The sequence below is a fragment of the Diaphorobacter caeni genome (assembly GCF_015354245.1).
In the GTDB taxonomy this organism is placed as follows: Bacteria; Pseudomonadota; Gammaproteobacteria; order Burkholderiales; family Burkholderiaceae_C; genus Diaphorobacter_A; species Diaphorobacter_A caeni.
Genome location: NZ_JADKYZ010000005.1, coordinates 215819 through 242134, shown reverse-complemented (window position 1 = coordinate 242134; position 26316 = coordinate 215819). Strand labels below are relative to the sequence as shown.

26 protein-coding genes are annotated in these 26316 nt (G+C 66.0%); 15 read left to right on the top strand and 11 right to left on the bottom strand.

The genetic code is table 11. The features are described 5' to 3' along the window. Window positions 1-20 precede the first annotated feature (20 nt). The 10 genes from ISG32_RS14345 to hpaH all read left to right on the top strand — a co-directional run bounded on the left by ISG32_RS14345 (window position 21) and on the right by hpaH (window position 7783). The gene (locus ISG32_RS14345; protein ID WP_407645057.1) at window positions 21-1010 is read left to right on the top strand and encodes a tripartite tricarboxylate transporter substrate binding protein; all 990 of its coding nucleotides are present in this window, start codon (window positions 21-23) and stop codon (window positions 1008-1010) included. 13 nt (window positions 1011-1023) lie between these two features. Continuing rightward, window positions 1024-1803, top strand: a complete 780-nt coding sequence (locus ISG32_RS14340) for a VOC family protein (protein WP_194771707.1) — start codon at window positions 1024-1026, stop codon at window positions 1801-1803. A 180-nt stretch (window positions 1804-1983) separates the two neighbouring features. Beyond that, a complete protein-coding gene (hpaR, locus tag ISG32_RS14335; RefSeq protein WP_194771706.1) occupies window positions 1984-2415 on the top strand; it encodes a homoprotocatechuate degradation operon regulator HpaR in 432 nt (143 codons plus the stop codon). Further along, window positions 2412-3104, top strand: a complete 693-nt coding sequence (locus ISG32_RS14330; RefSeq protein WP_194771705.1) for a fumarylacetoacetate hydrolase family protein — start codon at window positions 2412-2414, stop codon at window positions 3102-3104. Before hpaR ends, ISG32_RS14330 begins: the two co-directional genes overlap by 4 nt. Continuing rightward, window positions 3101-3862, top strand: coding sequence for a fumarylacetoacetate hydrolase family protein (locus ISG32_RS14325; protein WP_194771704.1), 762 nt, complete (start codon window positions 3101-3103; stop codon window positions 3860-3862). Before ISG32_RS14330 ends, ISG32_RS14325 begins: the two co-directional genes overlap by 4 nt. Before the next feature lie 37 nt (window positions 3863-3899). Beyond that, on the top strand, window positions 3900-5357 hold the full coding sequence (gene hpaE / locus ISG32_RS14320; RefSeq protein WP_194771703.1) for a 5-carboxymethyl-2-hydroxymuconate semialdehyde dehydrogenase: 1458 nt from the start codon (window positions 3900-3902) through the stop codon (window positions 5355-5357). A gap of 2 nt (window positions 5358-5359) precedes the next feature. Next, complete coding sequence (locus ISG32_RS14315; RefSeq protein ID WP_194771702.1) at window positions 5360-5686, top strand: aromatic ring-opening dioxygenase subunit LigA; 327 nt, start codon at window positions 5360-5362, stop codon at window positions 5684-5686. Beyond that, window positions 5683-6501 (top strand): DODA-type extradiol aromatic ring-opening family dioxygenase, encoded by an 819-nt coding sequence (locus ISG32_RS14310; protein WP_194771701.1) that lies wholly within the window; start codon window positions 5683-5685, stop codon window positions 6499-6501. Before ISG32_RS14315 ends, ISG32_RS14310 begins: the two co-directional genes overlap by 4 nt. Next, entirely contained in the window at window positions 6501-6938 is a 438-nt protein-coding gene (locus tag ISG32_RS14305; protein WP_194771700.1) for a 5-carboxymethyl-2-hydroxymuconate isomerase, read from the top strand. The genes ISG32_RS14310 and ISG32_RS14305 overlap by 1 nt, the downstream gene beginning before the upstream one ends. An 11-nt stretch (window positions 6939-6949) precedes the next feature. After that, complete coding sequence (gene hpaH, locus ISG32_RS14300; protein WP_194771699.1) at window positions 6950-7783, top strand: 2-oxo-hept-4-ene-1,7-dioate hydratase; 834 nt, start codon at window positions 6950-6952, stop codon at window positions 7781-7783. A 9-nt stretch (window positions 7784-7792) separates the two neighbouring features. Here the strand turns inward: hpaH and ISG32_RS14295 are convergent, their stop codons facing one another. The 4 genes from ISG32_RS14295 to ISG32_RS14280 all read right to left on the bottom strand — a co-directional run bounded on the left by ISG32_RS14295 (window position 7793) and on the right by ISG32_RS14280 (window position 12750). Beyond that, window positions 7793-8545 (bottom strand): ABC transporter ATP-binding protein, encoded by a 753-nt coding sequence (locus ISG32_RS14295; protein WP_194771698.1) that lies wholly within the window; start codon window positions 8543-8545, stop codon window positions 7793-7795. Next, on the bottom strand, window positions 8542-10377 hold the full coding sequence (locus ISG32_RS14290) for a branched-chain amino acid ABC transporter ATP-binding protein/permease (protein WP_228529823.1): 1836 nt from the start codon (window positions 10375-10377) through the stop codon (window positions 8542-8544). The genes ISG32_RS14295 and ISG32_RS14290 overlap by 4 nt, the downstream gene beginning before the upstream one ends. Before the next feature lie 11 nt (window positions 10378-10388). Continuing rightward, window positions 10389-11420 carry a branched-chain amino acid ABC transporter permease gene (locus ISG32_RS14285; protein ID WP_194771696.1) on the bottom strand — a complete coding sequence of 344 codons (1032 nt, stop codon included), beginning with the start codon at window positions 11418-11420 and terminating at the stop codon, window positions 10389-10391. A 181-nt stretch (window positions 11421-11601) separates the two neighbouring features. Beyond that, window positions 11602-12750 (bottom strand): ABC transporter substrate-binding protein, encoded by a 1149-nt coding sequence (locus tag ISG32_RS14280; protein ID WP_194771695.1) that lies wholly within the window; start codon window positions 12748-12750, stop codon window positions 11602-11604. 346 nt (window positions 12751-13096) lie between these two features. On the opposite strand from ISG32_RS14280, the gene ISG32_RS14275 reads away from it, so the two are divergent. Then, a complete protein-coding gene (locus ISG32_RS14275; RefSeq protein ID WP_194771694.1) occupies window positions 13097-13711 on the top strand; it encodes a glutathione S-transferase family protein in 615 nt (204 codons plus the stop codon). A gap of 97 nt (window positions 13712-13808) precedes the next feature. On the opposite strand, the gene ISG32_RS14270 is transcribed toward ISG32_RS14275, so the two are convergent. The 3 genes from ISG32_RS14270 to alr form a co-directional block, all read right to left on the bottom strand. Beyond that, window positions 13809-14837 (bottom strand): cytochrome-c peroxidase, encoded by a 1029-nt coding sequence (locus ISG32_RS14270; protein WP_194771693.1) that lies wholly within the window; start codon window positions 14835-14837, stop codon window positions 13809-13811. Window positions 14838-15058: 221 nt separating this feature from the next. After that, window positions 15059-15799 (bottom strand): hypothetical protein, encoded by a 741-nt coding sequence (locus ISG32_RS14265; protein WP_194771692.1) that lies wholly within the window; start codon window positions 15797-15799, stop codon window positions 15059-15061. A 42-nt stretch (window positions 15800-15841) separates the two neighbouring features. Then, window positions 15842-16936 (bottom strand): alanine racemase, encoded by a 1095-nt coding sequence (alr, locus tag ISG32_RS14260; RefSeq protein ID WP_194771691.1) that lies wholly within the window; start codon window positions 16934-16936, stop codon window positions 15842-15844. 268 nt (window positions 16937-17204) lie between these two features. Here alr and lplT point away from each other — a divergent pair, with 268 nt between their 5' ends. The 3 genes from lplT (at window position 17205) to ISG32_RS14245 (ending at window position 20060) form a co-directional block, all read left to right on the top strand. Next, window positions 17205-18482, top strand: coding sequence for a lysophospholipid transporter LplT (lplT, locus tag ISG32_RS14255; RefSeq protein WP_194771690.1), 1278 nt, complete (start codon window positions 17205-17207; stop codon window positions 18480-18482). A gap of 151 nt (window positions 18483-18633) precedes the next feature. Continuing rightward, complete coding sequence (locus ISG32_RS14250) at window positions 18634-19572, top strand: DMT family transporter (protein ID WP_194771689.1); 939 nt, start codon at window positions 18634-18636, stop codon at window positions 19570-19572. After that, a complete protein-coding gene (locus ISG32_RS14245; protein WP_194771688.1) occupies window positions 19569-20060 on the top strand; it encodes a glutathione peroxidase in 492 nt (163 codons plus the stop codon). Before ISG32_RS14250 ends, ISG32_RS14245 begins: the two co-directional genes overlap by 4 nt. 9 nt (window positions 20061-20069) lie before the next feature. On the opposite strand, the gene ISG32_RS14240 is transcribed toward ISG32_RS14245, so the two are convergent. The 3 genes from ISG32_RS14240 to ISG32_RS14230 form a co-directional block, all read right to left on the bottom strand. Next, window positions 20070-20759 (bottom strand): helix-turn-helix transcriptional regulator, encoded by a 690-nt coding sequence (locus tag ISG32_RS14240; RefSeq protein WP_194771687.1) that lies wholly within the window; start codon window positions 20757-20759, stop codon window positions 20070-20072. 35 nt (window positions 20760-20794) lie between these two features. After that, on the bottom strand, window positions 20795-21178 hold the full coding sequence (locus ISG32_RS14235) for a VOC family protein (protein ID WP_194771686.1): 384 nt from the start codon (window positions 21176-21178) through the stop codon (window positions 20795-20797). A gap of 312 nt (window positions 21179-21490) precedes the next feature. Further along, window positions 21491-22330: a ProQ/FINO family protein gene (locus ISG32_RS14230; RefSeq protein ID WP_194771685.1), complete on the bottom strand. Its 840-nt coding sequence runs from the start codon at window positions 22328-22330 to the stop codon at window positions 21491-21493. A gap of 180 nt (window positions 22331-22510) precedes the next feature. On the opposite strand from ISG32_RS14230, the gene ISG32_RS14225 reads away from it, so the two are divergent. Then, entirely contained in the window at window positions 22511-24826 is a 2316-nt protein-coding gene (locus ISG32_RS14225; protein ID WP_194771684.1) for a molybdopterin-dependent oxidoreductase, read from the top strand. 212 nt (window positions 24827-25038) lie between these two features. Here the strand turns inward: ISG32_RS14225 and glcF are convergent, their stop codons facing one another. Further along, window positions 25039-26280, bottom strand: coding sequence for a glycolate oxidase subunit GlcF (gene glcF / locus ISG32_RS14220; protein WP_194771683.1), 1242 nt, complete (start codon window positions 26278-26280; stop codon window positions 25039-25041). Between the last annotated feature and the right edge of the window lie 36 nt (window positions 26281-26316).

Below are 26316 nucleotides of genomic sequence, written 5' to 3'. Positions count from 1 at the left end.
CTTTTCCCGAGGAGCACTGAATGATGAAGAGAGGCCCCGTTCTCACCCGCCGCCAGGCCGTCGCGCTGGGCGCCGCCAGCGCAGCCACCGGCTTTTCCGGCCTGAGCTTTGCCGAAGAAGCCGCCATACGCCTGCAGGTCACGTTCCCGCCGGGAGGCAGCACGGACATCGCCTCGCGCATCATTCAGCCGCGCCTGTCGGAGCTGGCCGGGCGTCCGGTGATCGTCGAAAACCGTCCCGGCGCGGCCAGCCAGATCGCGACGCAGTATGTCGCCAAGTCCGCGCCCGACGGCAACACGCTGCTGGTGAGCTTCGACACGCACGCGATCAACCCCATCGCCAAGTCCAGGCTGCCCTACGACACCTTCAAGGACTTTGTCGGCGTGACGCTGGCCGTGCGCTTTCCGCTGGTCATCGGCGCGAACGCGCAGGCGGTGCAGGGCAAGGACCTGCGCGATTTCCTGAAGGAAGCCAATGCCAATCCGGGCAAGTTCAGCTACGCGTCGACCGGCGTGGGCTCGATGAACCATCTGGTGATGGAGGACATCAAGCGCCGCTCGGGCACCTTCGTGCTGCACGTGCCGTTCGGTGGCGGCGGACCGGCCGTGCAGGCGGTCCTCGGCAACGTCACCACGCTCACGCTGCTGAGCTACGCGGCGCTGCGCGGGCAGATCAGCGCGGGCAAGATCAAGCCGCTGGCCGTCACCGGCGCCAAGCGCCTGCCCGAGCTGCCCGATGTGCCGACCGTGGCCGAGTGCGGGTTTCCGGGGTTCGAAGCGTACTCGTGGATCGGCATCTTCGCGCCCGCGGCCACGCCGGGCGCGACCGTGCAGCGGCTGACCAAGGAATTCCAGGGCGCGCTGCAGACGCCGGACGTGCACGGCAAGCTCACGGCTGCGGGCTTCGAGGTGATCGGCAGCGACGGTCCGGGACTGGACCGCCACACGCATCAGGAATACGAGCGCTGGCGCAAGTTCGTGCAGGAGACCAAACTCAAGCTCGAAGAGTGAGAGACTCCGGTCAATGAACCTCTCTCTCGATCACGTCGTCATCGCCGTCGACGACCTCTCCCGCTCCATCGAACAGTACCGCGCGCTGGGTTTCACCGTCCAGCCGGGTGGCGACCACCAGGGTCGCAGCTCGCACAACGCGCTCATCCTGCTGGCCGACGGCTCCTATCTGGAGCTCAAGGCCTGGCGCTCGCCCGCGCCCGAGGAGCGCTGGTGGGCCACGCTCGACAAAAGCGGCGAGGGCCTCCTCGACTTCGCGCTGCTGTCCGCCGACCCGGTGGGCGAGCTGGCGGCTGCGCGCGCTCGCGGCCTCGATACCCTGCGCGGCCCGGTGCCCGGAGAGCGCCTGCGCCCCGACGGCCAGCAGGTGCGATGGACCACCGCGCGCCACGACACGGGCGATGTGCCGTTTCTCTGCGGCGACATCACCCCCCGCAATCTGCGGGTGCCCGACGATGCGGCGCTGCTGCAACACGCCAACGGCGCCACCGGCGTGGCCCGGATCACCGTGGCGGTGCAGGATCTCGACGCCACGCTGGCGCGCTGGAGCGCCCTGCTCGGCCCGGATTTCACGCTGCCCGCCATCAACGACGACGCGCAGCTCGGCATCCGCAGCGTGCGCATCGCGCTGACCGGCTTCGACGTCGTCTTGCAAGGACTCACTTCGGAGAACGGCAACATGGCGCTGGCCAAGCACCTCGCCCTGCGCGGCGAGGGCGCGCATGAAGTGGTGCTGCGCGGCACCTCGGGCCACTGGGCCAGCCCGGCCTCGGAACACGGCCTGCGCGCCTGACGGCAGCGGCCCATGGGCCGCTGTTTCCCGCACCGTCTTTTCTGCTCGCCTTTTCTGCCCATCTCCTCGGTGTCTCCGGCCGAGCGGCGATGACTGCTCGCTTCCCCGTATTTTCCCTAGGCACGAATAGGTCAAAAATCATTTGCACAAACTCATGCATTTATTTAACCTGTTAAATAAATGACCTCTTCACTCAAACATCGCAATCTGCCCAGTCTGCTCCTGCAGGCGCGTGAGTCGATCATGGGCCACACGCGGCCGCATCTTCGCAAGAACGGACTGTCGGATCAGCAATGGCGCGTGCTGCGTGCGCTGGGGGATGGTCAGCAGCTGGAAACCGGTCAGGTCGCCAAGGACGCCTATCTCCTCGGCCCGAGCCTCACCGGCGTGCTCACCCGCATGGAGCGCGACGGGCTCATCCAGCGCAACAAGGATCCCGCCGACCAGCGTCGCACCGTCGTGTCGGCCACCGAACAGGGGCTGGAGCTGGTCAAACGGCTGTCGCGCGAGATCGCGCAGCACTACGCGGATCTGGAAGTCACCTACGGCAAGGGCAAGCTGCTGGAGCTCTACAAGCTGCTCGACGAACTGATCGCGCTGGAGCGGCAATGAGCCATGCCCCGGACGCCCGCCACGGCACGGTGTACGGCGCGCTGCTCAACGAGCGCGCCACACTGGTCCGCATGGCGCGGCAGTTCGGCGAGGCGCCCTACAAGGCGCCGCCGCAGGCTCCGGTTCTCTACATCAAGCCGCGCAACACCCATGCGGGCGACGGCGCGGCCGTGCCCATTCCGCGCACGCCCGGCGTGGTGCGGGTGGACGCCACCCTCGGCCTCGTGATCGGCCGCACCGCCTGGCAGGTCACACCCGACGAGGCGATGTCGCACGTGAGCGGCTATGTGATCGCCAGCGACCTCACGCTGCCGTACGAGAACCACTACCGCCCCGCGATCCGCCAGCGCTGCCGCGACCTGTTCTGCCCGATGAGTGCAGCGCTCACGGCCCCGCCACGATTCATGGTGTCCGAAGCCACGCTCGACCTGCAGATCCGCGACGCCCGCGGCCATGTGTCCGCCAACTGGCGACGCGGCTTTGCCGACCTGGTGCGCAGCGCGCCCCGGCTGCTGTCGGACGTCTCCGCCTTCATGACGCTCACGCCCGGCGACGTGCTGCTGCTCGGCCCCGGCGAGGACTCGCCGGAGGCGCATCCGGGCGACACGGTGCAGATCAGCGTGCCCGGACTCGGCCAGCTGCGTCACACGCTGATCGCCGAAGCCGCCCCGCAAGGAACCCACGCATGAAGCACGCCCGCGTGATCCACAAAGGCCGGACGCTGTCGGTCACCGAAAGCGCCGACGGTCTGCTGCAGTTGCCCAACGGCCGCACGCTCACCGAATCCGAGGTGACCTGGCTTGCGCCCATGGAGTTCGGCACCATCTTCGCGCTCGGCCTGAACTACGCCGACCATGCCAAGGAGATCCAGTTCGCCAAGGCGCCCGAGGAGCCGCTGGTGTTCCTCAAGGGACCGAATGCGCTGGTCGGTCATCGCGGCGTCTCGTACCGGCCGGCCGATGTGAGCTACATGCATTTCGAATGCGAGCTGGGCGTCGTCATCGGCCTGCCCTGCCGCAACGTGCGCCGCGAGGACGCCTACCGCCATGTCGCCGGTTACTGCACCGTCAACGACTACGCGATCCGCGACTATCTCGAGAACTACAGCCGTCCCAACCTGCGCGTGAAGAACCGCGACGGCTGCACGCCCGTGGGGCCGTGGTTCGTCGACGCCTGCGACATTGCCGACCCGATGAACCTGCAGCTGCGCAGCTGGGTGAACGGCGAACTCAAGCAGAACGCCAACACCCGCGACATGGTGCACGACATCCCCGCGCTGATCGCGCACCTCTCGAGCTTCATGACGCTCTCGCCCGGTGATCTGATCCTCACCGGCACGCCCGACGGCGTGGCCGACTGCAAGGTGGGCGACGAAGTCGTCACCGAAATCGGCGGCGTGGGCCGCCTCGTCAACACCATCGTCGGCGAACCCCAGCCACCGCTCTGAACCCACGCCACGCCGCCACCGAACCTGGAGAATCCGCATGCGCATCGATCATCTGATCAACGGAAAAAGTGTTTCGGGAGCGCGGTATTTCGAGACCATCAACCCCGCCACGCAAGAAATGCTCGCCGAGGTGGCCGAGGGCGGCGAGAGCCATGTCGACGCCGCCGTGCAAGCCGCCAAGGACGCCTTTCCGAAATGGGCGAACACGCCCGCCGCCGACCGCGCGAAGATCATCCGCAGACTTGGCGACCTGATCGCGCAGAACGTGCCCGAGATCGCGCAGACCGAGACCAACGACTGCGGCCAGGTCATCGCGCAGACCGGCAAGCAACTCGTGCCGCGCTCGGCCGACAATTTCTACTACTTCGCCGAAATGTGCACCCGTGTGGACGGCCACACCTATCCCACGCCCACGCACCTGAACTACACGCTCTTTCATCCCGTGGGCGTGTGCGCGCTGATCTCGCCGTGGAACGTGCCGTTCATGACCTCCACCTGGAAGGTCGCACCCTGCCTTGCATTCGGCAACACCGCCGTGCTCAAGATGAGCGAGCTCTCGCCGATGAGCGCCGCGCGCCTCGGTGAACTGGCGCTCGAGGCGGGCGTGCCGCCGGGCGTGCTCAACCTCGTGCACGGCTACGGCACGGAGGCGGGCGAGCCGCTGGTCAGGCACCGCGACGTGCGCGCCGTGTCGTTCACCGGATCCACGGCCACCGGCAACCGCATCGTGCAGGCGGCGGGCCTCAAGAAATTCAGCATGGAGCTTGGCGGCAAGAGCCCGTTCGTGATCTTCGACGATGCCGACTTCGAGCGCGCGCTCGACGCGGCGGTGTTCATGATCTTCTCCAACAACGGCGAGCGCTGCACCGCAGGCAGCCGCATCCTCGTGCAGCAGGGCATCTACGCGAAGTTCGTCGATCGCTTCGTCGAACGAGCCAGAAAGATCAGCGTCGGCGATCCGCTCGATGAGAAAACCATCGTCGGCCCGATGATCAGCAAGACGCATCTCGCCAAGGTGCGCCACTACATCGAGCTCGGCCAGAAGGAAGGCGCGAGCATGCTCTGCGGCGGACTCGATGCGCCCGAGCTGCCCGCGCGCGTGAAGCAGGGCAACTACGTCGTGCCCACCGTGTTCGCCGACGTGGACAACCGCATGCGGATCGCGCAGGAGGAGATCTTCGGCCCCGTCGCCTGCATCATTCCATTCAAGGATGAAGCCGACGCCATCGCGCTCGCCAACGACATCCAGTACGGCCTCTCCAGCTATGTCTGGACCGAGAGCGTGGGCCGCGCCCACCGCGTGGCCGCCGCCATCGAGGCCGGCATGTGCTTCGTCAACAGCCAGAACGTGCGCGATCTGCGTCAGCCGTTCGGCGGCACCAAGGCCTCGGGCACGGGACGCGAAGGCGGGACCTGGAGCTACGAAGTCTTCTGCGAACCGAAGAACGTGGCGGTCTCGCTCGGCAGCCACCACATCCCGCACTGGGGCGTGTGATCATGAGCCTGTACGCGATGCAGAAGTTCTTCTTTCACCTGAACCGCGAGCCCAGGGTGCAGCAGCGTTACCGGGTTGACCGCGCGTCGCTGCTCGCCGAATATGCGCTCGATGACGAGGAGCGCGCGGCCATCGACAGCGGTGACATCGGCAAGCTCTACGTGCTCGGCTGCAACGGCCAGCTGCTCATGCACTTCGCGCCGATGCTCGGCCTCTCCTGGCCCGAGTACCTGCAGGCCATGCGCGACGGCATCCAGAAACACGGTCCCGTGCGCCGTGGCATCTACGCCATGACCACAGGCGTAGACCACAAGGTGGCCGGACTATGAGCCTCGTCTTCGCCGGAGTCTGCAGCCACGCCCCCGGCATCACCAGCCGCGCCCATCTCGCCGATCCACAGGTCAAGGACGCGGTGCATGCCGCCATGAACCGGCTCGGCGAACAGCTGCGCGCCGCAACGCCGGACGCGGTCATCGTCGTCGCGGCCGAGCACTTCGCCAACTTCTTCATGAACAACATGCCCTCGTTCGCCATCGGCATCGCGGATGCGTACGAAGGCCCCATCGAGGACCCGGCATGGCTGGGCATCGCACGGCGCGAGGTTCCCGGCGACGCCGCGCTCTCGCTGCGCCTCGTCACCGAGGTCATGCAGACCGTCGATGTGGCTTATGCCGAAGAGTGGAAGTTCGACCACGGCATCATGGTGCCGCTGCATTTTCTGACGCCCGAATTCGCGACGAAGATCATCCCCGTGAACATCAACTGCCAGGGCCCGCCGCTCGCTCCGCTGCACCGCGCATGGGCCTTCGGCGAGGCGCTGCGCCGTGCCTGCGACAGGGCGCCCGAGCGCATCGCGATCATCGGCACGGGCGGCATCTCGCACTGGCCGGCCACGCCCGATTCGGGCAAGATCAACGCCGACTGGGACCGCGAATTCATGGGCCGCTGGGCCCGCAACGACAAGGCCGCAATGCTCTCCTACACCGATGCGCAGACCTACGCCGACGGCGGTCAGGGCGGCTTCGAGATCCGCACCTTCATCGCCATCGCCGCCGCCGCGCGCGGCCAGGGAAACGTGCAGTTCTGCGAGCCGGTGCCGATCTTCGCGGTGAGCTGCACCACCGCCACCATGGAGGTGATCTGATGCCGCACATCGTCATGAACTACAGCGCCAATCTCGACGCGCTTGCCGACATGCAGATGCTCTGCAACGCGCTGGCCGACACGCTGCTGTCCCAGCGCGCCGAAGACGGCACGCAGGTGTTTCCCACCGGCGGCGTGCGCGTGTTCGCCTATCCGGCCACGCACTGCGCGATCGCCGATGGCGGCGCGGCCGCGATGGATGCGGGCGGCAATCCCGAATACGGCTTCGTCTACATCAACCTGCGCATGGGCCGCGGCCGCTCCACGCTGGTCCACACCAAGGTCGGTGACGCGCTGCTTGCGACCGCAAGCGCGCATTTCGACGCACTGTTCCGTACCATCCACCTGGGCCTGACCGTGCAGGTCGACGAAAGCCAGGGCCAGGTCTACGACGGCAAGCGCAGCAGCCTGCACCCGCTGTTCCTGAAGCATTCCTGAGCGCGCGCAACATGTTCACCGACACGCTCCTCAATCAGCTCGCCTGCGAACTCGACGCCAGCGAGCGCACGCGCCAGCAGATCGAGCATTTCTCCAAGCGCTTCCCCGGCATGAGCGTGGAGGACGGCTACCGCGTCGCGCGTCGCTGGGTGGAGCTGCAGATCGCGCGCGGGCGCAAGGTGATCGGCCACAAGATCGGCCTGACCTCGCGCGCCATGCAGCAGTCCAGCCAGATCGACGAGCCCGACTACGGCACGCTGCTCGACCACATGCTCTACACCGCGCACGAGGGCGCGGTGCTCGACATTCCCGCGCTCAACTTCATCGCGCCGCGCGTGGAAGTTGAACTCGCGTTCGTGCTCAAGTCACCGCTGCGTGGCGCGGGCCTTCCGGGTGGCCGGGAGATCACGCAGCAGGACGTGCTCGCCGCGACCGACTACGTCACGCCCGCCATCGAGATCATCGACTCGCGCATCGAACAGTTCGACCGCCACACGCACGCCGCGCGCAAGGTCCACGACACCATCAGCGACAACGCGGCCAACGCGGGCGTGGTGATCGGCGCGCGCCGCGCTGCCCCGCAGGACCTTGATCTCGCGTGGTGCGGCGCCATCCTGCAGGTCAACGACATGGTCGAGGAAACGGGTCTGGCCGCCGGCGTGCAGGGCCATCCGGCGATTGGCGTGGCGTGGCTCGCCAACAAGCTCGCGGCCTGGGGCGAGTCGCTCGAAGCCGGCGAGATCGTGCTCGCCGGATCGTTCACCAGACCCGTGCCCGCAAAGCCCGGCGATGCGTTCGTCGCCGACTACGGCAGGCTCGGCACGCTGCGCTTCCGTTTCATCTGACTCAGCCGCTCAGGCATGGGCACCGGCTGCACCCAAGTAAGTGTCGATGATGCGCTGGTCGTGCAGCAGATCCCGCGCCGCGCCGCTCAACGCCACGTTGCCCGATTCGAGCACATAGGCACGATCCGCCACCTTGAGCGCGGCGCGCGCGTTCTGCTCCACGAGCAGCACCGACACGCCGTGATCGCGCAGAGACGCCACCACCTGCAGCACCTCGCGCACGATCCTGGGCGCAAGCCCCAGTGACGGCTCGTCGAGCATCAACAGGCGTGGCCGTGCCATCAGCGCGCGGCCGATGGCGAGCATCTGGCGCTCGCCGCCCGACAGCGTCGATGCGAGCTGCGTCGCACGCTCCTCGAGCCGTGGAAAGATCGCGAACACTTCCCGCATGCGCTGGCTCTGGTCGCGCTGGCCTTTTCTCCACAGTGAAAATCCACCGAGCAGCAGGTTGTCCCTGACCGACATTTCACCAAAGAGCTCGCGCTTTTCCGGCACCAGCGCGACCGATTTCGCCACCATTTTTTCGACCGTGCAGCGCTTGATCGGCACACCGTCGAAAGTGATCTCGCCACGCGAAGGCAGCAGCCCCATGGCTGCGCAGAGCAGCGTGGTCTTGCCCGCGCCGTTGGGGCCGATGACGGTGACGATCTCGCCCTGACGCACCTCGATGTCGATCCGGTGCACCGCTTCGACCGGACCATAGGACACGCTGAAGTCACGCAGCCCAAGCAGCACCGGCTGTTCGCGAAGGTCATGGTTCATCGCGCCACCTCTATCTCTTCCTCGTCATCACCGCCCAGATAGGCGCGCAGCACGCGCTCGTTGCGCTGCACCTCAGCGGGCGTGCCGGATGCGATCACGCTGCCGAACTCAAGCACGGTGACGCGATCCGCGAGATTCATCACAAAGCCCATGTCGTGCTCCACCACCAGAATGCCAAGCCCCTGCGCGCGCAGTTGCCTGAGCAGATCGGCGAGCGCCTGCTTCTCGAGATGCCGCAGGCCCGCGGCAGGTTCATCGAGCAGCAGCACCGCCGGATGGCTGGCGAGCGCACGCGCGATCTCGACGATGCGCTGCTGACCGAGCGGCAGCGAAGCGGCAGGCTGGTCGGCCAGATCGCCCAATCCGCAGCGCTCGATCTGCGCGCGCGCATCGGCGAGCAGCGCAGATTCTTCCTTGCGGTCGAGCCTCAGCATCGAGCTGATCCAGCCGCGGTGCGCGCGCTGGTGCGCGCCCAGCGCCACGTTCTCGAGCACCGAGCGCTCGCCGAGGATGCGCACATGCTGAAAAGTGCGCGCCAGTCCCAGCGTCGCGAAGCGGCGCGAGGGCGCGTCGCCCATGATCTGGCCCATGAAGCGCACCTCGCCGTCGCTTGCGGAGTCCACACCGGAGATCATGTTGAAGAAGGTGCTCTTGCCCGCACCGTTCGGGCCGATCAGCGCATGCACCTCGCCCGCGCGCAGGTCCATCGTCACATCGTTGTTGGCCACCAGACCACCGAAGCGCTTGGTGACATGCGACGCCGCCATCAGCACGTCACCCGCCTCGGGCATGGCGCGCTGGTCCAGCGTGGTAGCGTCGGCCGCCGGGAGCTTCTGCGGCGAGCGTGCGATGAAGCCCGCCGTCAGCCGCTGCAGCGTGGGCCACAGGCCGTTGGCAAAGCGCTGCAGCACCAGCACCATGAGCAGGCCGAAGACGATCATCTCGAAGTTGCCCGCCGTGCCGAACAGCATCGGCAGAATGTCCTGCAGCTTTTCCTTGAGCAGCGTGATGACGGCCGCGCCGAGCACCGCCCCCCACAGATGCCCCGCACCGCCGACCACGGCCATGAACAGGTATTCGATCCCGATGTTGAGATTGAACGGCGCCGGACTCACGAAGCGCTGCATGTGGGCGTAGAGCCAGCCGGAGAGCGTCGCGAGCAGCGCGGCCAGCACGAAGAGCTTGGTGCGGTAGTGGGCCGTGTTCACGCCCACCGATTCGGCCATGATGCGCCCGCGCTTGAGCGCGCGGATCGCGCGGCCCTCGCGCGAGTCGAGCAGGTTGTGCATGAGCCACAGCGCGATGAGCAGCACCGCCCAGATCAGCACGCCCATGGTGCGCGGCGTGTCGAGCGACAGCCCGCCGATCACCAGCGGCGGAATGCCGCGCAGGCCCGTCTGTCCGCCGAGAAACTGCATGTTGCCGAACAGGTAATACAGGCTCAAGCCCCATGCGATGGTGCACAGCGGCAGATAGTGGCCCTGCAGCTTGGCAGTGATCGTGCCCAGAATCCACGCGACCATGAACGCGATGACGAGGCCGAACAGCAGGCCGACCCACGGCAGCGCCGCACCGCCGACCGACGCGCCAAGCCACCGAGTGACTTCGGGTGAGGTGCAGATGAAGGCGGTGGCATACGCCCCCACGCCGACGAAGGCGGCCTGGCCGAACGAGGTCATGCCGCCCACTCCGGTGAGCAGCACCAACCCGACCGCGACCAGCGCGTACAGGCCGATGTAGCCCATGATCACCTGCGTAAAGTCGGGCAGGAAATGCCACGACAGCGCGAGCGCCGCAATCGCGAGCGCTGTCACGGTGCGCGTGGTCAACATGCCGCGCCTCATCATTCCTCGTCCTCCTCGACATGGCGGCTGCTGCGCGAGCGCCACCAGAGCACGGGAATGATCAACGTGAAGACCAGCACTTCTTTGTACGCACTCGCCCAGAACGACGAGAACGCCTCGAGCTGACCGACCAGCAGCGCACCGGCCAGCGCCACCGGATAGCTCGCCAGCCCCGCGATGATCGCCGCCACGAAGCCCTTCAATCCGATGAGAAAGCCGGTGTCGTAGTACACCGTGGTGAGCGGCGCGATCAACAGCCCCGACACCGCGCCGATCAGCGCCGCGAGCGCGAAGCTCGCGTCACCGGCCAGCGCCGTGGGCACGCCCATGAGCCGCGCGCCGACTCGGTTGATCGCGGTGGCGCGCAGCGCCTTGCCGATCATCGATCCGCCGAAGAACGCGTAGAGCGCGCCGACCAGCACCAGCGCCACGCCGATCACCACCAGCGACTGGCCGGAGACCGTCATCTCGCCGAGCTGAAACTGCGCCTCGGAAAACGCCGGTGTGCGCGATCCTTCCGCACCGAAGAACAGCAGCCCGAGCCCGACCATCACGCCATGCATCGCGACCGAGACGATGAGCAGCAGCAGCACCGTCGCATCGGCAATCGGCCGATAGACCAGCCGGTACATCAGCGGGCCGAGCGGCGTGATGATGCACAGCGTGGTGAGGGCCTGCAACAGCAGCGATGTGGGCTTGAGCACGAGCGCGAGCACCGCCGCCACGAGCGGCATCGCCACGCTCCACAGGAACGAAGCGCCCCAGTTCACCAGCTCGCCGCGCGACACGCGCCACAGGTCCACCGCCAGCGACAACAGCGCGACGGCGACCAGCAGCCACAGCGTGCTCGGCACCTTGCCGCCCTGCATCATCGCCATGGTGAGCGCACCGAACGCGACGAACTCGCCCTGCGGAATGAACACGATGCGCGTGATGGAGAACACCAGCACCAGCGCCACCGCCATCAGGCCGTAGATGGCGCCGTTGACTATGCCGTCCTGCCCCAGCAGCAAGGCAATCTGTAGATCCATGTTCGATCACCTTTGCCGCAGCGGGCAAGTGCGTTGAATTCAAGCGGAAAACGCTCGCCCATACGACCGCACGCCCTGCCCCTCAGAAGGCCGCGGAGCAGGCCATACCAATGGACGCCGTGGAACCGGCTTTGCCGGGCCACTGGCGTCGTCCCCCTTCAGGGGGAACGCGCGAAGCGCCTCAGGGGGTGTACTTCCACCCCCCGTTTTCGATCCTGACCATCACCACCCCATGCTGGATGCCGACGTGATCGGTCGGCGTCATCGTGAACACGCCATGCGCGCCGGCGATGTCCTTGACGTTTTCCAGCGCGTCACGCAGAGCCACGCGGAAGGCCTCGGTGCCGGGCTGGGCCTTCTTGAGCGCCTCGGGCACGGCGGCGGAGAGCACCTGCGCCGAGTCCCAGACATGCGCCCCGAAGGTCGCGGCCGAGCCCTTGCCGTACTTGGCCTCGTAGGCATCGACATAGGCCACGGCGGACTTCTTGGCCGGATGGCCGTCGGGCAACTGATGGGCCACCAGCACCGGGCCTGCGGGCAGCATCGTGCCCTCCAGATCCTTGCCGCCCACGCGCAGGAAGTCGGCATTCGCGACGCCGTGAGTCTGGTAATACTTGCCCTTGAAACCACGTTCCTTGAGCGTCTTCTCGGGCAGCGCAGCCGGTGTGCCCGAGCCGCCGACCAGCACCGCATCCGGCTTGGCCGCCATGATCTTGAGCGCCTGACCGGTCACCGAAGTGTCGGTGCGCGAAAAGGCCTCGGTCGCCACCAGCTTGATGCCCTTGGCCTCGGTGGCCTTCTTGAATTCCTGCAGCCAGCCTTCACCGTAGGCATCGTTGAAGCCGATGTAGGCCGCCGTCTTGATGCCCGCTTTGGCCATGTGATCGACGATGGCGCCGGCCATCATCGCGTCGTTCTGCGGCGTCTTGAAGACCCAGGCCTTCTTGGCGTCCATCGGCGAGACGATGCGGGCCGAAGCGCCCAGCGTCATCATCGGCGTCTTGTTCTCCGCGACCACGTCGATCATCGCGAGCGAATTGGGCGTGGTGCTCGAGCCGATGATCACGTCGGCCTTGCTCTCGCTGATCAGCTTGCGGGTATTGGCGACGGCTGCCGTCGTGTCGGAGGCATCGTCGAGAATGATGTAGTTGACCTTCTGCCCGCCCATCGTCGTGGGCAGCAGCGCGAAAGTGTTCTTCTCCGGAATGCCGAGCGAGGCCGCCGGTCCGGTGGTGGAAACCACCACCCCCACGTTGATGTCGGCCCACACCGAGCTGCAGGCTGCAGCCAGCACGGCAGTGACGAGTCCCAGTTTTGCCAAGCGCTTCATTCCGGTCTCCTGTTTGAAAATTCGGCTGCGGTCCAGGACGGGTGTCGCAGAAGTCCGGAAAGGCAGTGACAACAATTTAACTTGTTAAATAAATTTTGCCTACTGGTCTGAACACCGTTTGAAGTGCTCGTTTTCACTAGTGCGCACTCTCACGGACAGGCATTGCGCAGTCTCGCACACATCAAACCTTTGTGACTTATATTTAAGCTGCGATCACCCGCATCGACAGCACCGTCGCGCAAGCGCCACAACGCAAGAAGTTGGCGCGCTTTCCGCGATCCGGCACGGCGAGTCGCCGCTGCACACCGATCATCCATTGCCATCGACGGACACACAGAGACACTCCATGACCCAGTCGCTCACTCTCTACTACACCCCCGGCACCTGCGCCCAGGCCGTGCGCATCGCGCTCGAAGAAGCCGGCGCCGCCTATGACCTCCGCCGCGTGGACTTCGCGAACCAGCAGCAGCGCTCGCCCGAGTACCTCGCCGTCAACCCCAAGGGCCGCGTGCCCGCGCTGGTGACCGAGCACGGCACCCTCACCGAGGCACCCGCCCTGCTGGCCTACATCGCCCAGCGCTTTGCCGACGCCAGGCTCGCGCCCACCGATGCATTCGGCTTTGCGCGCATGCAGGAGTTCAACAGCTTCCTCGCCTCGACGGTGCACATCAACCACGCCCACCGTCCGCGCGCCGCGCGCTGGGCCGACGACGCCGATGCCCAGGCGGCGATGCAGCGCAAGGTTCCGGCCAACATGACCGAGAATTTTCAGTACATCGAGGCCAACTATCTCAAGGGTCCGTGGGTGCTGGGCGAGGAATACAGCGTCTGCGACGGCTATCTGTTCACCGTGGCCGGATGGCTCAAGGGCGACAGCGTCGACATGGCGCAGTTCAAGAATGTGAATGACCACTTCCGCCGCATGAAGGAACGTGCGGCGGTACAGCGCGCTCTGGCATAAGCAAAACAAACGCCGCAAAAGAAAAACCGGGGTCTTTCGACCCCGGTTTTCCGCGTATCACCTCTGCCCGGCAGTTGCACCGGGCAGACGTAATTTATCACTCAAATGGGTGCGGACGCTTGGTTTTGTCGCTTGATGGGGGCAAAACAGGCATCGTGAACCGTGGCTGGTCCCCCGTGAGCGTCTTCAAAAACGCCACAATGTCCTCATTCTCCGCTTGGGTAAAGGTCTTGCCGAGCTGAATGCGACCCATGGTGTCCACCGCCTGCGAAAGCGTGTCCGCCGCGCCGTCGTGGAAATAGGGGTATGTCAGCTCCACGTTGCGCAGCGTCGGCACCTTGAAGTTGAAGCGCTCGGCATCGTTGCCGGTCACCGCAGAACGGCCCTCCGCAGGGTTCTCTGTCTTGTAGGGCTCGACCAGACCCATCTTCTGGAACGAGGTGCCGCCGACATTCACGCCGTTGTGGCAGGCCACGCAGCCCGAATTCTTGAACAGCTGGTAGCCGCGCAGTTCCTGGGCGTTGATGGCCTTCTTGTTGCCCTTGAGCCACTTGTCGAACGGCGCGTTGGGCGTGACAAGCGTTTCCTCGAAGGCGGCGATGGCGGCGGTCACTTCATCGATGCTGATCCGGTCGTTGCCGAAAACCTGCTTGAATTCCGCCACGTACTGCGGAATCGAGCGCAGCATGTCCACGGTCAGATCATGCGAGAAGGCCATTTCCTTGGGATTGGCGATGGGCCCGCCGGCCTGCTCCTTGAGGTCCTTGGCGCGGCCGTCCCAGAACTGGGCGAGGTTCAGGCTGGAGTTGAGCACCGTGGGCGAATTGATCGGCCCCTTCTGCCACTTGTCGCCAATCGAGGTCTTGAGGTTGTCCGAGCCGCCCATGCCGAGGTTGTGGCACGAGTTGCACGAGATGAAGCCCGAGCGCGAGAGACGCGGGTCAAAGAACAGCTTCTTGCCCAGTTCCACCTTGGCGGGGCTGGTGACCTTGGCTGCGGGAATCGGCTGGATCGGCTCCTGCTGCGCCTGCGCGGCGCTCGCCGCGCCACTGACCAGCAGCAGCGTGGCAAGACTCACCGCGCCGAGCGCGCGATGGAGGAGAGGGCTGTGGAATGATTTTTTCATGGGGACTCCGTTCATTGCATGGCTGACAGACAGCGAACCCATGACGGGCGGTGCGAGCCCCTGTGTATTCTTGTCGTGCTTCAAGGACAGGCAACCCCGGTTCGCTGTATGCCCATTCTTCTGGAGTCCCGGTTACATCTGGTTGATGTTGGGCAAGCGATTCGGCTTTTGCTGCCGATTATTTGGGGCGATAGCCGATTGCATCAAACTCATCGCATGCGTCAATGGCCCCGCCACAACCGCACGGCGTGGGGCAGCGATTGCGCTTCGGGCAGATAGTGGTCGATGACCCAGCCAAGCGCCACGGCGCAGACCAGCGCGCCGAGCAGCGGCTTCCAAGTGAGGCGCACGGCCGCGGTGATCCAGCCAGCACGCTCGGCGCCCATGAGCGCGCGGGCCGTGGCCACCGAAAAAGCCAATTCCACAGCCACCGCGAGCAGCACTTCCGAGCCGAAGTACAGCCACATCAGCGCCCCGGCCCCGGTGACCAACGCGACCACGGCAACGAAGATGGCGACGACCGGCACGACGACGATGGCACCCTCGTCGGCTGCGCCCAGCCCGTCCAACGCTCCCGACGCCACGTCGCCCAGACCATTGCCGTCGAAACGCGGCGTGACGGCATCGGCGATGTCGAGCGCGTCGCCTATGTCGACGTCAGTGCCCTCGTGCTCTTCCCTGATGAGAATCCACTTGGACCATTCGTGCAGCACCAGCAGATAGACCAGATAGCCCGAGCCCAGCGTGACCAGATAGCGCAGCGCGAGCGAGCCGTCGCCAAGCAGCATCCACTGAAAGCGCGACATCGCCCACATGAAGCTCATCATGAAGAGGCCGATCACCCAGCCATGCAGCGTGAGCGAATTGCGGCGTTTCAGACTCTGCTGGAAATCCTCGCGACACGGCACGCGCATGCGGCGCCAGTTGGAGCTGCGGGATGGGCTTTGGTCGAATGAGGCCATATGCGAGCGCATCCTATCCGATGCGCTCGCGGGGGCAAAGCCTCAATCTACAACCACTGGCACACGCGGCGCGACAGCGCACATCAGCTCGTAGCCGACCGTGCCCGCCGCCTGCGCGACCTCGTCGATGGGCAGCACCGTGCCGTTCGCGGCCTTGCCCCAGAAGGTGACCTCCGAGCCGATGCGCGCCCCCGGCACGTCGGTGATGTCGACGGTCAGCATGTCCATGCTGACGCGGCCCACGAGCTGCGTGCGCACGCCGTTGACCAGCACGGGCGTGCCGGTGCTGCAGTGGCGCGGATAGCCATCGGCATAGCCGCAGGTCGCCACGCCGATGGTCATCGGCCCTTCGGCGGTGAAGGTCGAGCCGTAGCCCACGGTGTCGCCCTTCTGCAGATGCTGCACGCCGATCAGCTTGCCCGAGAGCGTCATGGTCGGCTGCAGGTCCCAGTCGGCGATGGTGCGCTGCGGATAGTCCGGCGCGCTGCCGTAGAGCACGATGCCCGCGCGCGCCCAGTCGCCGCGCACTTCGGACTCGCTGCCGCGCAGCAGCGTCGCGGCGCTGTTGCTCATGGTGCGCTCGCCCGGCAGGTCCTGCGTGGTCTCGAGGAACACCTTCAACTGATGGTTGATGCCGCGCGGGCCGTCCGCGTCGCTGAAATGGGTGATGAAGCCGATCTCGTCGACCTGCGGCAGCGCGTTCAGACGTGCCCAGGCGCTGCGGTAGCGCTCGGGCGTGAAGCCGAGACGGTTCATGCCGGAGTTCATCTTGAGGAAGACGCGGTGGGGCGCCTGCGTCTTGTGCGCGGCCAGCCAGTCGATCTGTTCGTCGCAGTGCACGGCGTGCCAGATGCCCAGGCGCGAGCAGATCTCCAGATCGCGCGGCTCGAAGACGCCCTCCAGCAGCAGGATCGGGCCACGCCAGCCCAGCTGGCGGATGCGCTCGGCCTCGGCGAGGTCGAGCAGCGCGAATCCGTCGGCCGCGCGCAGGGCGTCAAAGACCCGCTCGATGCCATGACCATAGGCGTTGGCCTTGACCACGGCCCAGACCTTCGCGTCCACCGCCGCCTGACGCGCTCGCGCCAGATTGTGTTGCACTGCAGCAGTGTGAATGGTCGCTTGTATGGGACGGGGCATGACGGTGTTTGTACGGAGCCAAAGGTGGTCATTCTGTCATCGCTAGACTTTGTCTGCGTGATATAACCGCCCGTCACACAGCAGACTGTTCGGATATTTTTCCCAGCATCAGTTTGGCTGATAGTTCAAGCCGGGGCCTGTTTTCACCGAATTTGCAAGATGAGTTTCACTCGACACAGCCCAGGCGCAACGCGCCAGACTGCATCCCCATGCAGTTCCATCTCCCAAGTCGCGGATCGCGACGCCGCCTGAGTTCCCACCCAAGACGATGAAGCGCGGTTTCTACACCATCATGTCGGCGCAGTTTTTCAGCTCGCTGGCCGACAATGCCCTGTTCGTGGCCGCCGTGGAGCTGCTGCGCACCAGCGGCGCACCCGAATGGCAGCGCGCGGCCCTCGTGCCCATGTTCGCACTGTTCTATGTGGTGCTCGCGCCGTTCGTGGGCGCGTTCGCGGACTCCATGCCCAAGGGCAAGGTCATGTTCATCAGCAACGCGATCAAGGTCGTGGGCTGTCTGATGATGCTGTTCGGCCACCATCCGCTGCTCGCCTATGCGGTCGTCGGACTGGGCGCGGCGGCGTACTCCCCGGCCAAGTACGGCATCCTGACCGAGCTGCTGCCCGCCTCCCAACTGGTGCGCGCCAACGGCTGGATCGAAGGCCTGACGATCGCCTCCATCATCCTCGGCGTGCTGCTGGGCGGCCAGCTGGTCGGCCCGCATCTGTCGGGCGTGCTGCTGGACTTCGACATGCCGGGCGTCGACCTCGGCATCGACCTGCCGGCCGAGGCTGCCATCCTGTCGCTGGTGCCGATCTACGCGCTCGCCGCCTGGTTCAACCTGCGCATCCCCCGCACCAGCGCCGAACTGCGCCCCATGCCGCGCAATCCGCTGGAGCTGCTGCCCGACTTCTGGAGCTGCAACAACCGCCTGTGGAAAGACAAGCTCGGCCAGATCTCGCTGTCCACCACCACGCTGTTCTGGGGCGTCTCGGGCAACCTGCGATACATCGTTCTGGCCTGGAGCGCCGCTGCGCTCGGCTACAGCACCACCCAGGCCTCGGCGCTCGTGGGCGTGGTCGCCATCGGCACGGCCGCCGGTGCCGTGCTCGCCTCGGTGCAGATGAAGCTCGAGGGCGCGACCAAGGTGATTCCTCTGGGCATCGCCATGGGCCTGCTGGTGATCCTCATGAACGTCATCGACACGCTGTGGATGGCGATTCCCTTCCTCATCATCCTCGGCGGACTCGGCGGCTTCCTCGTCGTGCCGATGAACGCGCTGCTGCAGCATCGCGGCGCCAACCTCATGGGTTCGGGCCGCTCCATCGCCGTGCAGAACTTCAACGAGCAGGCCTGCATCCTGGCGCTCGGCGCGTTCTACAGCCTGTCCACCAAGTTCGGCCTCTCGGCCTTCGGCGCGATCACCGTGTTCGGCATCGTCGTCGCGGGCACCATGTGGCTGATTGGCCGCTGGCACAAGCGCAACTGCAAGGACCACCCCGAAGAAGTCAACCGGCTGCTCGAAATCGCAAAACGCGATTGCCATTGATCCCCGCTCCGCTTTCCGGTGACCGGAAAGCGGGCAGGGTCGCACCTGCAGCAATCCTGCCGAGGCGGCGTTCTGCAGGCAAGATGGGCGCTTTCGCTCACCGGCACATCCACGCCCCACGCCCCTCGTCCGCGCACCCACCCCCGATACCATGCATTCGTCGCCGCTTCCGGTTTTCGCCCTGCTGTTCAACGCGCTCGTCTGGGGCCTGACGTGGTGGCCGTTCCGGCACATGAACGAGGCCGGACTGCATCCGCTGTGGGCCACGGCGGTCATGTACATCATGGTGCTGATCGGCCTGCTCGCGTTCCGCCCCGGCATCCTCAGGCAACTGGCCGCACATCCGGGCCTGTGGATGCTGGCGCTGAGTTCCGGGCTGAACAACGTCGCGTTCAACTGGGCCATCACCATCGGCGACGTGGTGCGCGTGATCCTGCTGTTCTATCTCATGCCCGCATGGGCCATCCTGCTGGCCTGGAAGGTCCTCGGCGAGCGCCCCACGCCCACCGCCATCGCGCGCCTGCTGCTCGCGTTCGCGGGCGTGTTTCTCGTCATCTGGCCCAAGGAGGGCGGCTTTGCCCGCCTCTTCGCAGCGCTCTCGCTCGCCGACTGGCTGGCGCTGTTCGGCGGCTTCATGTTCGCGTTCACCAATGTCACGCTGCGCCGCATGAGCGCCACGCCCGGTCAGGCCCGCATGTTCGCGATGTTCGGCGGCTGCACGCTGATGGCCCTGCTCGCGGCCTTCGTCGGCGGCCGCATGGGACTCGTGCCCGCTTTCCCCGCTCCCAACGCCACGTGGATGGTCACCGCCGTGCTGCTCGCGGCCGTGCTGTTCATCGGCAACTGGGCGCTGCAATACGGCGCGTCGCGGCTCGCGGCCTCGGTGACCGCCGTCGTCATGCTCAGCGAGGTGGCGTTCGCGAGCGTCTCGTCCGTCCTGCTGGGCGCCGCACAACTCGACACTCGCAGCATCGTCGGCGGTGCGCTGATCCTGCTCGCCGCCGCATGGTCGGCATGGCCGCGGTCTGCCCAATCCACCGCCAAAGCGGCACAATCATCGGATTCACCACAGCGCCGCATCACACCATGACCAGCCTCTACGACTTCCAGGCCGCGCGCATCGACGGCCAGCCCCTGCGTCTGTCGGACTACCGCGGTCAGGTGCTGTTGATCGTGAACACCGCAAGCGCCTGCGGCTTCACGCCGCAGTTCGCGGGGCTGGAAGATCTGCACAAAAAATACGCGGCGCGCGGCCTCGTGCTGCTCGGCTTTCCGTGCAACCAGTTCGGCAAGCAGGACCCCGGCAGCAACATCAACATCGGCGCGTTCTGCGAGAAGAACTACGGCGTGGATTTCACGATGATGTCCAAGGTCGACGTGAACGGACCCAACGCGATTCCGCTCTACGACTGGCTCAAGAAAGAAGCGCCCGGCGTGCTCGGCACCAAGAGCATCAAGTGGAATTTCACCAAGTTCCTCATCGCCCGCGACGGCCGCGTGCTCAGGCGCTACGCGCCCAAGACCAGGCCGCAGGAACTCGACGCCGACATCGAGGCCGCGCTCGCCTCGGCGGCCTGACACGCGGATTCAGCCACCGCCCTCGCACTGCACGCGCCGCATCAGATCGGCCAGCATTTTTCCAGACTCCTGCGGATAGCTCTCGTCCAGCACATCACAGGCGCTGATGCGGTCAACGCGGAACGTGCGGAAGTCCTCGCGCAGCTCGCACCACGCGGACAGCGTCCACACCTTGCCCCAGTAAAGACACGCGAGCGGCCGCACGCGCCGTTCACTGGGCCTGTCTTCCAGATCGAGATACATCAGCCGCACGACTCGCTGCCGCTGCACCGCGTCGCGCAGCGCCTTGAGCGTGTCCTGCGTGCGCTCGTTGAGTCCCGTGCCCGGCGCAAACAGCGCCTGCGCCTCGGCCGCCACGCGCGCAGCAGGCGGCAGCACCGAAAGCATCTTGCCGAGCGCGCTCTCCACATCGCGCGCCAATGCACCGTCGATCCACGCCTCAGCCACGCGCGAAGCGATGACCAACGCATTCGCCTCGGCCTGGGTGAACATCAGCGGCGGCAGCTCGAAGCCCGAGCCCAGGCGGTAACCCACGCCCGCCTCGCCCTCAATGGGCACGCCCTGATGCTGCAGATCGGCCACATCGCGGTAGACGGTGCGCAGCGACACCTCCAGCCGCTGCGCGAGAAACGCGGCCGTGGACAAGCGCCGCCCACGGATGAGCTGCACAAGCTGAAAGAGTCGGTCGGCACGGCGCATGCGCTGATATTAAGCTGCGCTCGAGCTACCTCGCATCAGCGCGACTTGGCATGCAGCCCGATGGTGTTGCCCTCGGTGTCGCGCACGTGGGCGATGAAGCCGATGTCCTTGGGCAATTCGACGCATTCGTCGAGCACCTGACCACCTGCCTTCGCCGCGCGCGCCAACGCGGCCTCGACGCTGGGCTCGCAATCGAGATAGATGCGCACGCCCTTGTCGTTGGAAGGCTGGATCGCCCCCGCACCCACCAGACAACCACCCGTCGCGGCGCAGTCGGCAGCGAAGATGACCATCGGCACTCCGCCACAGTCGTCTTGATGCATCTTGCGCCCGAGCATGGCCTCATAAAAGACCTGCGCGCGCGGCAGATCGGTGCAGGGAATTTCGAACCAGTTGATGGCGGTTTGAACAGCGGTCATGTGGATCTCCTGAGCTTCAGAAAGTTGAACAGGACTCCATGCTGACGACCTGCTGCTGACACCGTAGTGTCAGCAGACTGGCATCAGCTCCAAAAGCTCATTGCGAGCATCCGGCGGCGATGTCAGGAGCGCAGTGAGCGCTCGAATCAGCAGCCACAATGACGGGATGGCACCTCAGGCTAGACGTGAAGGCGCGGACAGTACGTCGGTACGGCAAGCCTTCGCAACGACGCATGAGAGGCCGTATCGTCACCCCGAAAGGAAGACTGCCAAAGCACGCACCGTCATGTCACCCAACCAGCCCGGACGAAATCAAGCCCCGCTTTTCAGACGACGGGCACGGTCCAGCTGCTGGGCGACTTGTCGTGCCTGCATGCCATACATGTCGGCAAACGCCTCGACGCTGGTCGCTCCGCTCATCTCGTAGGCGCGCAGCAGCGCCTCGTCCTTGGCGCTGCGGGCCGCCACTTCGGCGAGGGCTTCGTCGAGCAGCGCGTTGGTCGCCTCGTCGCGGCCGCGCACCAGTTCCAGATAGGCTTCGCGCGTGAGGCCCGAGGCTTCAAAGGCGATTTCCATGCGGCGGCGCAGCTTCTGCGTGAGATCCTCGCCTTCGCGCGGCTTCTTGCGGCGGAACACTTCGACGAGCGCGTGGAACACATGCTCGGGCGCCATCTGTTCAACCACCTGGCCCGCCAGATCGTGGCGCGGCTGGCCCTGCGAGACGGCCTGCAGATAACGACCGGAACGCGTGTGGATGCCCAGCGCGAGCTTCAGGTCGGCAGGTGCGAACACGCCGGGCTGCGCGGCTTCCAGATCCTGGAAGATGCCGCGCTTGAGCGGCTTCGGGTTCTCGCCGAACAGCTGGGGATAGAGCTGCTGCAGTTGCAGCAGAGCGGGATTCTGGCGACGCGGCGCGGTCTGCGCGGGCTTGTTCTGGCCCGCTTCGCTGGCCTTGGCCTGAGGCTTGGCCTCTGCGCCATCGCCTGCGGGTCGGGCCTTGTTGTGGCGACGACCGCCGCGCTTGCGACGCGGGGCACCCGTGCCCGATTCACGCGATTCGGACTGAGGATTCTGTGGCGCGCCGTTGTCGTTATTTTGCACACCGGCATCCGTCGCGGCAGACTTTTCGGCTTCAGTCACTGGAGAGTTCATTTGCAATCAATCGCGCAGCCCACACGGCCGCGCCTCAGTCAAAAACACTCCATCATGCCATTTTCAGTAAACCCACCGGCGTTTTTGGCCTGAAACACCGGCCAATCTGCAGAAATTGCCGATCCGTCCTATGCTGTGCACCGACTTTTGCGAAGAATGCAACAAGGAGCCACGCAGCCCATGCAGCCCAGCGAGACAACACCGGCCCGCCCGGAAATGAAGCCCCACAGCGCCCACTGGGGCGCGTTCTCCGCCGCGTGGGACGGCCGCGAGCTCAAGGTCCGGCCCCATCCGCGCGACCCGGACCCCAACCCGATCATCGACAACCTCATCGACGCGCTGCGCCACCCGGTGCGCATCGCGCGGCCCATGGTGCGCAGGGGCTGGCTCGAAAACGGCCCCGGCCCCGACGCGCGGCGCGGCAGCGATGACCATGTCGAAATGGACTGGGACGAGGTGCTGGACCGCCTCGCGAGCGAACTGCGGCGCGTGCAGCAAACGCACGGCTGCGAGGCGATCTTCGGCGGCTCGTATGGCTGGTCGAGCGCCGGTCGCTTTCACCACGCGCAAAGCCAGGTCCACCGCTTTCTGAACACCGCGCTCGGCGGCTATGTGCGCTCGGTCAACACCTACAGCGCGGGCGCGGCCGCGCCGCTGCTGCCGCACGTGATCGGCACGATGGAGCAGATCGCCCGCCAGAACGTGACGCTCGAGCAGCTCGCCGAGCACACCGAGATCGTGCTCTCGTTCGGCGGCATGGCGCTGAAGAATTCGCGCGTCGCATCCGGCGGCGTGAGCCAGCACAAGGAACGCGGCGCGATGGAGGCCGCAGCCCAGCGCGGGTGCCGCTTCATCAACATCAGCCCGCTGCGCGACGACCTGCCCGACGAAATCAACGCCGAATGGATCGCGCCCGTGCCGATGACCGACACCGCGCTGATGCTCGCCATCGTCCACCAGCTCTGGCAGGACGACACGCTCGACCGCGACTTCATCGCGCGTTATTGCGATGGCTGGAACACCTTTGAGGACTACCTGCTCGGCCGCAGCGACGGTGTCGTCAAAAGCTGCGCATGGGCCGCGCGCATCTGCGATGTGCCCGAGCGGCGCATCACCGAACTCGCCCGCTCGCTCGTCGGCAAGCGCGTGCTCATCACCGTCTCGCATTCGCTGCAGCGCTCCGAACACGGCGAACAGCCCGTGTGGATGGGCGCGGTGCTCGCCGCAGCGCTGGGCCAGCTCGGCCTGCCCGGCGGCGGCTACAACTACGCGCTTGGCACGCTCGCACACTACGGCAGGCGCAACAACGCCTGGCCCGTCGCCCCGCTCCCGCAGGGCAGCAACAGCGTCAAGGCCTTCATCCCCGTCGCGCGCATCGCCGACATGCTGCTGCACCCCGGCGAGCCGTTCGACTACGACGGCCAGCGCATGACGTATCCGCACATCCGCCTCGCCTACTGGGCGGGAGGCAATCCCTTCCACCACCACCAGGACCTGCGCCGCCTCTCGCGCGCCTTCCAGACGCTGGACACCTTCATCGTCAACGAAAGCGTCTGGACCGCCACCGCGCGCCACGCCGACATCGTCCTGCCCACCACGCTCACCCTCGAGCGTGACGACATCGGCGCCACCTCCACGGATCCTCTCGTGATCGCGATGAAGCGCATCGCCGAGCCCTTCGGCGAATCGCGCGACGATTACGCGATCTTCAGCGACCTCGCCGAGCGCCTCGGCAAACGCGAAGCCTTCACCGAAGGCCGCGACACCCGCCAATGGCTGGCCCACCTCTACGAACACGCCCGCCGAGGCATCGAAAAAACGGGCCCGCAATCCGCGCCGAGCTTCGAAGAATTCTGGGACCAGGGCGAACTCCTGATCCCCCAGCTCCCCGACGACGGCGGCCTGCTGCGCGCCTTCCGCAACGACCCGGAGGGCACGCCCCTGCCCACGCCCAGTGGCAAGGTGCAAATATCGTCTCCCATCATCGCGAGCTTCGGCTACCCGGACTGCCCCGGCCACCCCGCGCACCTGCCGCCACAGCACGCGCCCACCGAAGAGCACCCGCTCTGGCTCATCGCCAACCAGCCCTACACCAAGCTCCACAGCCAGCTCGACTTCGGCCGCTACAGCATGGACAACAAACGCCAGGGCCGCGAAATCTGCCGCCTGCACCCGGACACAGCCGCTGCGCGCGGCATCAAGGAAGGCGACATCATCCAACTGCACAACGAGCTGGGAGCCTGCCTCGCCAGCGCCCACCTGAGCGAAGAGGTCCGCAAAGACGTCGTCCAACTCCCCACGGGCGCCTGGTACGACCCCAGACCCGACGCAAGACATGGCGTGATCTGCGTGCACGGCAACCCCAACATCGTCGCCAGAGACTTGGGAACATCCGCACTGGGACAGGGCTGCGCAGGTCAGATCAGCACCGTGCAAGTGGAGCGATATGACGCCCCCCTCCCACCCATCAGAGCCTTCGACCCACCAGCGACCTGAAAACAGGCACGAGCGCAGCGAAGTGCCGACCGCCCCTCTTCCCATCTGACTTCCGGCGGTTGTCCGAGCGAAGTGACGAAGGAACGCAGCGAGTTCCGCCGGAGGTATTGAAAGCGCGTTTTGGGTTACCTTTTGCGCGCAAGCAAAAGGTGACTCCGCCGCCGGGCGGAACTCCCGGCCTCCACCCTCCAAAAGAGCAGTGAGGGGTCAGCTCAAAGAGCCTCGTCCAACACCTCAACCCAGTGCCGCACAGCCACCCCCGTCCCAGCCTGCAAATGCGTAATGCACCCCACATTGCTGGACAGAATCACCGCAGGCTTCTCGCCGCCACACGCTTCATCCAACGCCGCGAGCTTGCGCTCGCGCAGTTGCTTGGACAGCTCCGGCTGCAGGATCGAATAGGTCCCTGCGGAGCCGCAGCACAGGTGCGATTCGGTGCGTGACACCAGCATCTGAAACCCCAGCTTGGCCAGATCACGCTCGACCACGCCCTTGAGCTTCTGCGCATGCTGCAGCGTGCACGGCGGGTGATACGCGAGCTTGCCCTTGAGCTTCACGCGGCCCTCGAGCTTCTCGGCCAGCTCGGGCAACATCGCGGGCAGCAGCTCGCTCAGATCGCGCGCGATGGCGCTGATGCGCTTGGCCTTCTCGGCATAGTCCTTGTCGCTCTTCAACGCATGTGCGTAGTCCTTGACCATGGCACTGCAGCCCGAGGCGTTCACCACGATGTGCTCCACCTGGCCCGACGACACCATGGGCCACCACGCGTCGATGTTGGCGCGCATCTGCGCACGGCCGCCATCCTGATCGTTCAGGTGAAACTTCACCGCGCCGCAACAGCCCGCGTTGCCCGCAACCACGGTCTGTATGCCGGCGGCATCGAGCACGCGCGCCGTCGCGTAGTTGATGTTGGGGAGCATCGAAGGCTGCACGCAGCCCGCGAGCAGCAGCACCTTGCGCGCATGCTCGCGCGTGGGCCAGACGCCGTGCTCCGTTTTGGGCGGCACCTTGGCCTGGATGCTTTCGGGCAGCAGGCCGCGCACCGCCTGGCCGATTTTCATCGCGGGCGCAAACAGCGGCGACGGAATGCCTTCCTTCAGGGCCCAGCGCTTCAAGCGCTCAGCCGCCGGACGCGGCACTTTTTCATCGACCACCTGCCGACCGATATCGAGCAGATGCCCGTACTGCACGCCGCTTGGGCAGGTGCTCTCGCAGTTGCGGCAGGTCAGGCAGCGGTCCAGGTGCTCCTGCGTGGCGCGCGTGGGCTCCTTGCCTTCGAGCACCTGTTTGATCAGATAGATGCGTCCACGCGGGCCGTCGAGCTCGTCTCCGAGCGTCTGATACGTGGGGCAGGTCGCGGTGCAGAAACCGCAGTGCACGCACTTGCGCAGAATGGCCTCGGCCTCCTGCCCGTGCGGAGTATTCTTGTATTCGGGAGCTAGCTGTGTTTGCATGGCTTGCTTCGCTGATTCGGTCTGTCGTGGTCTGTG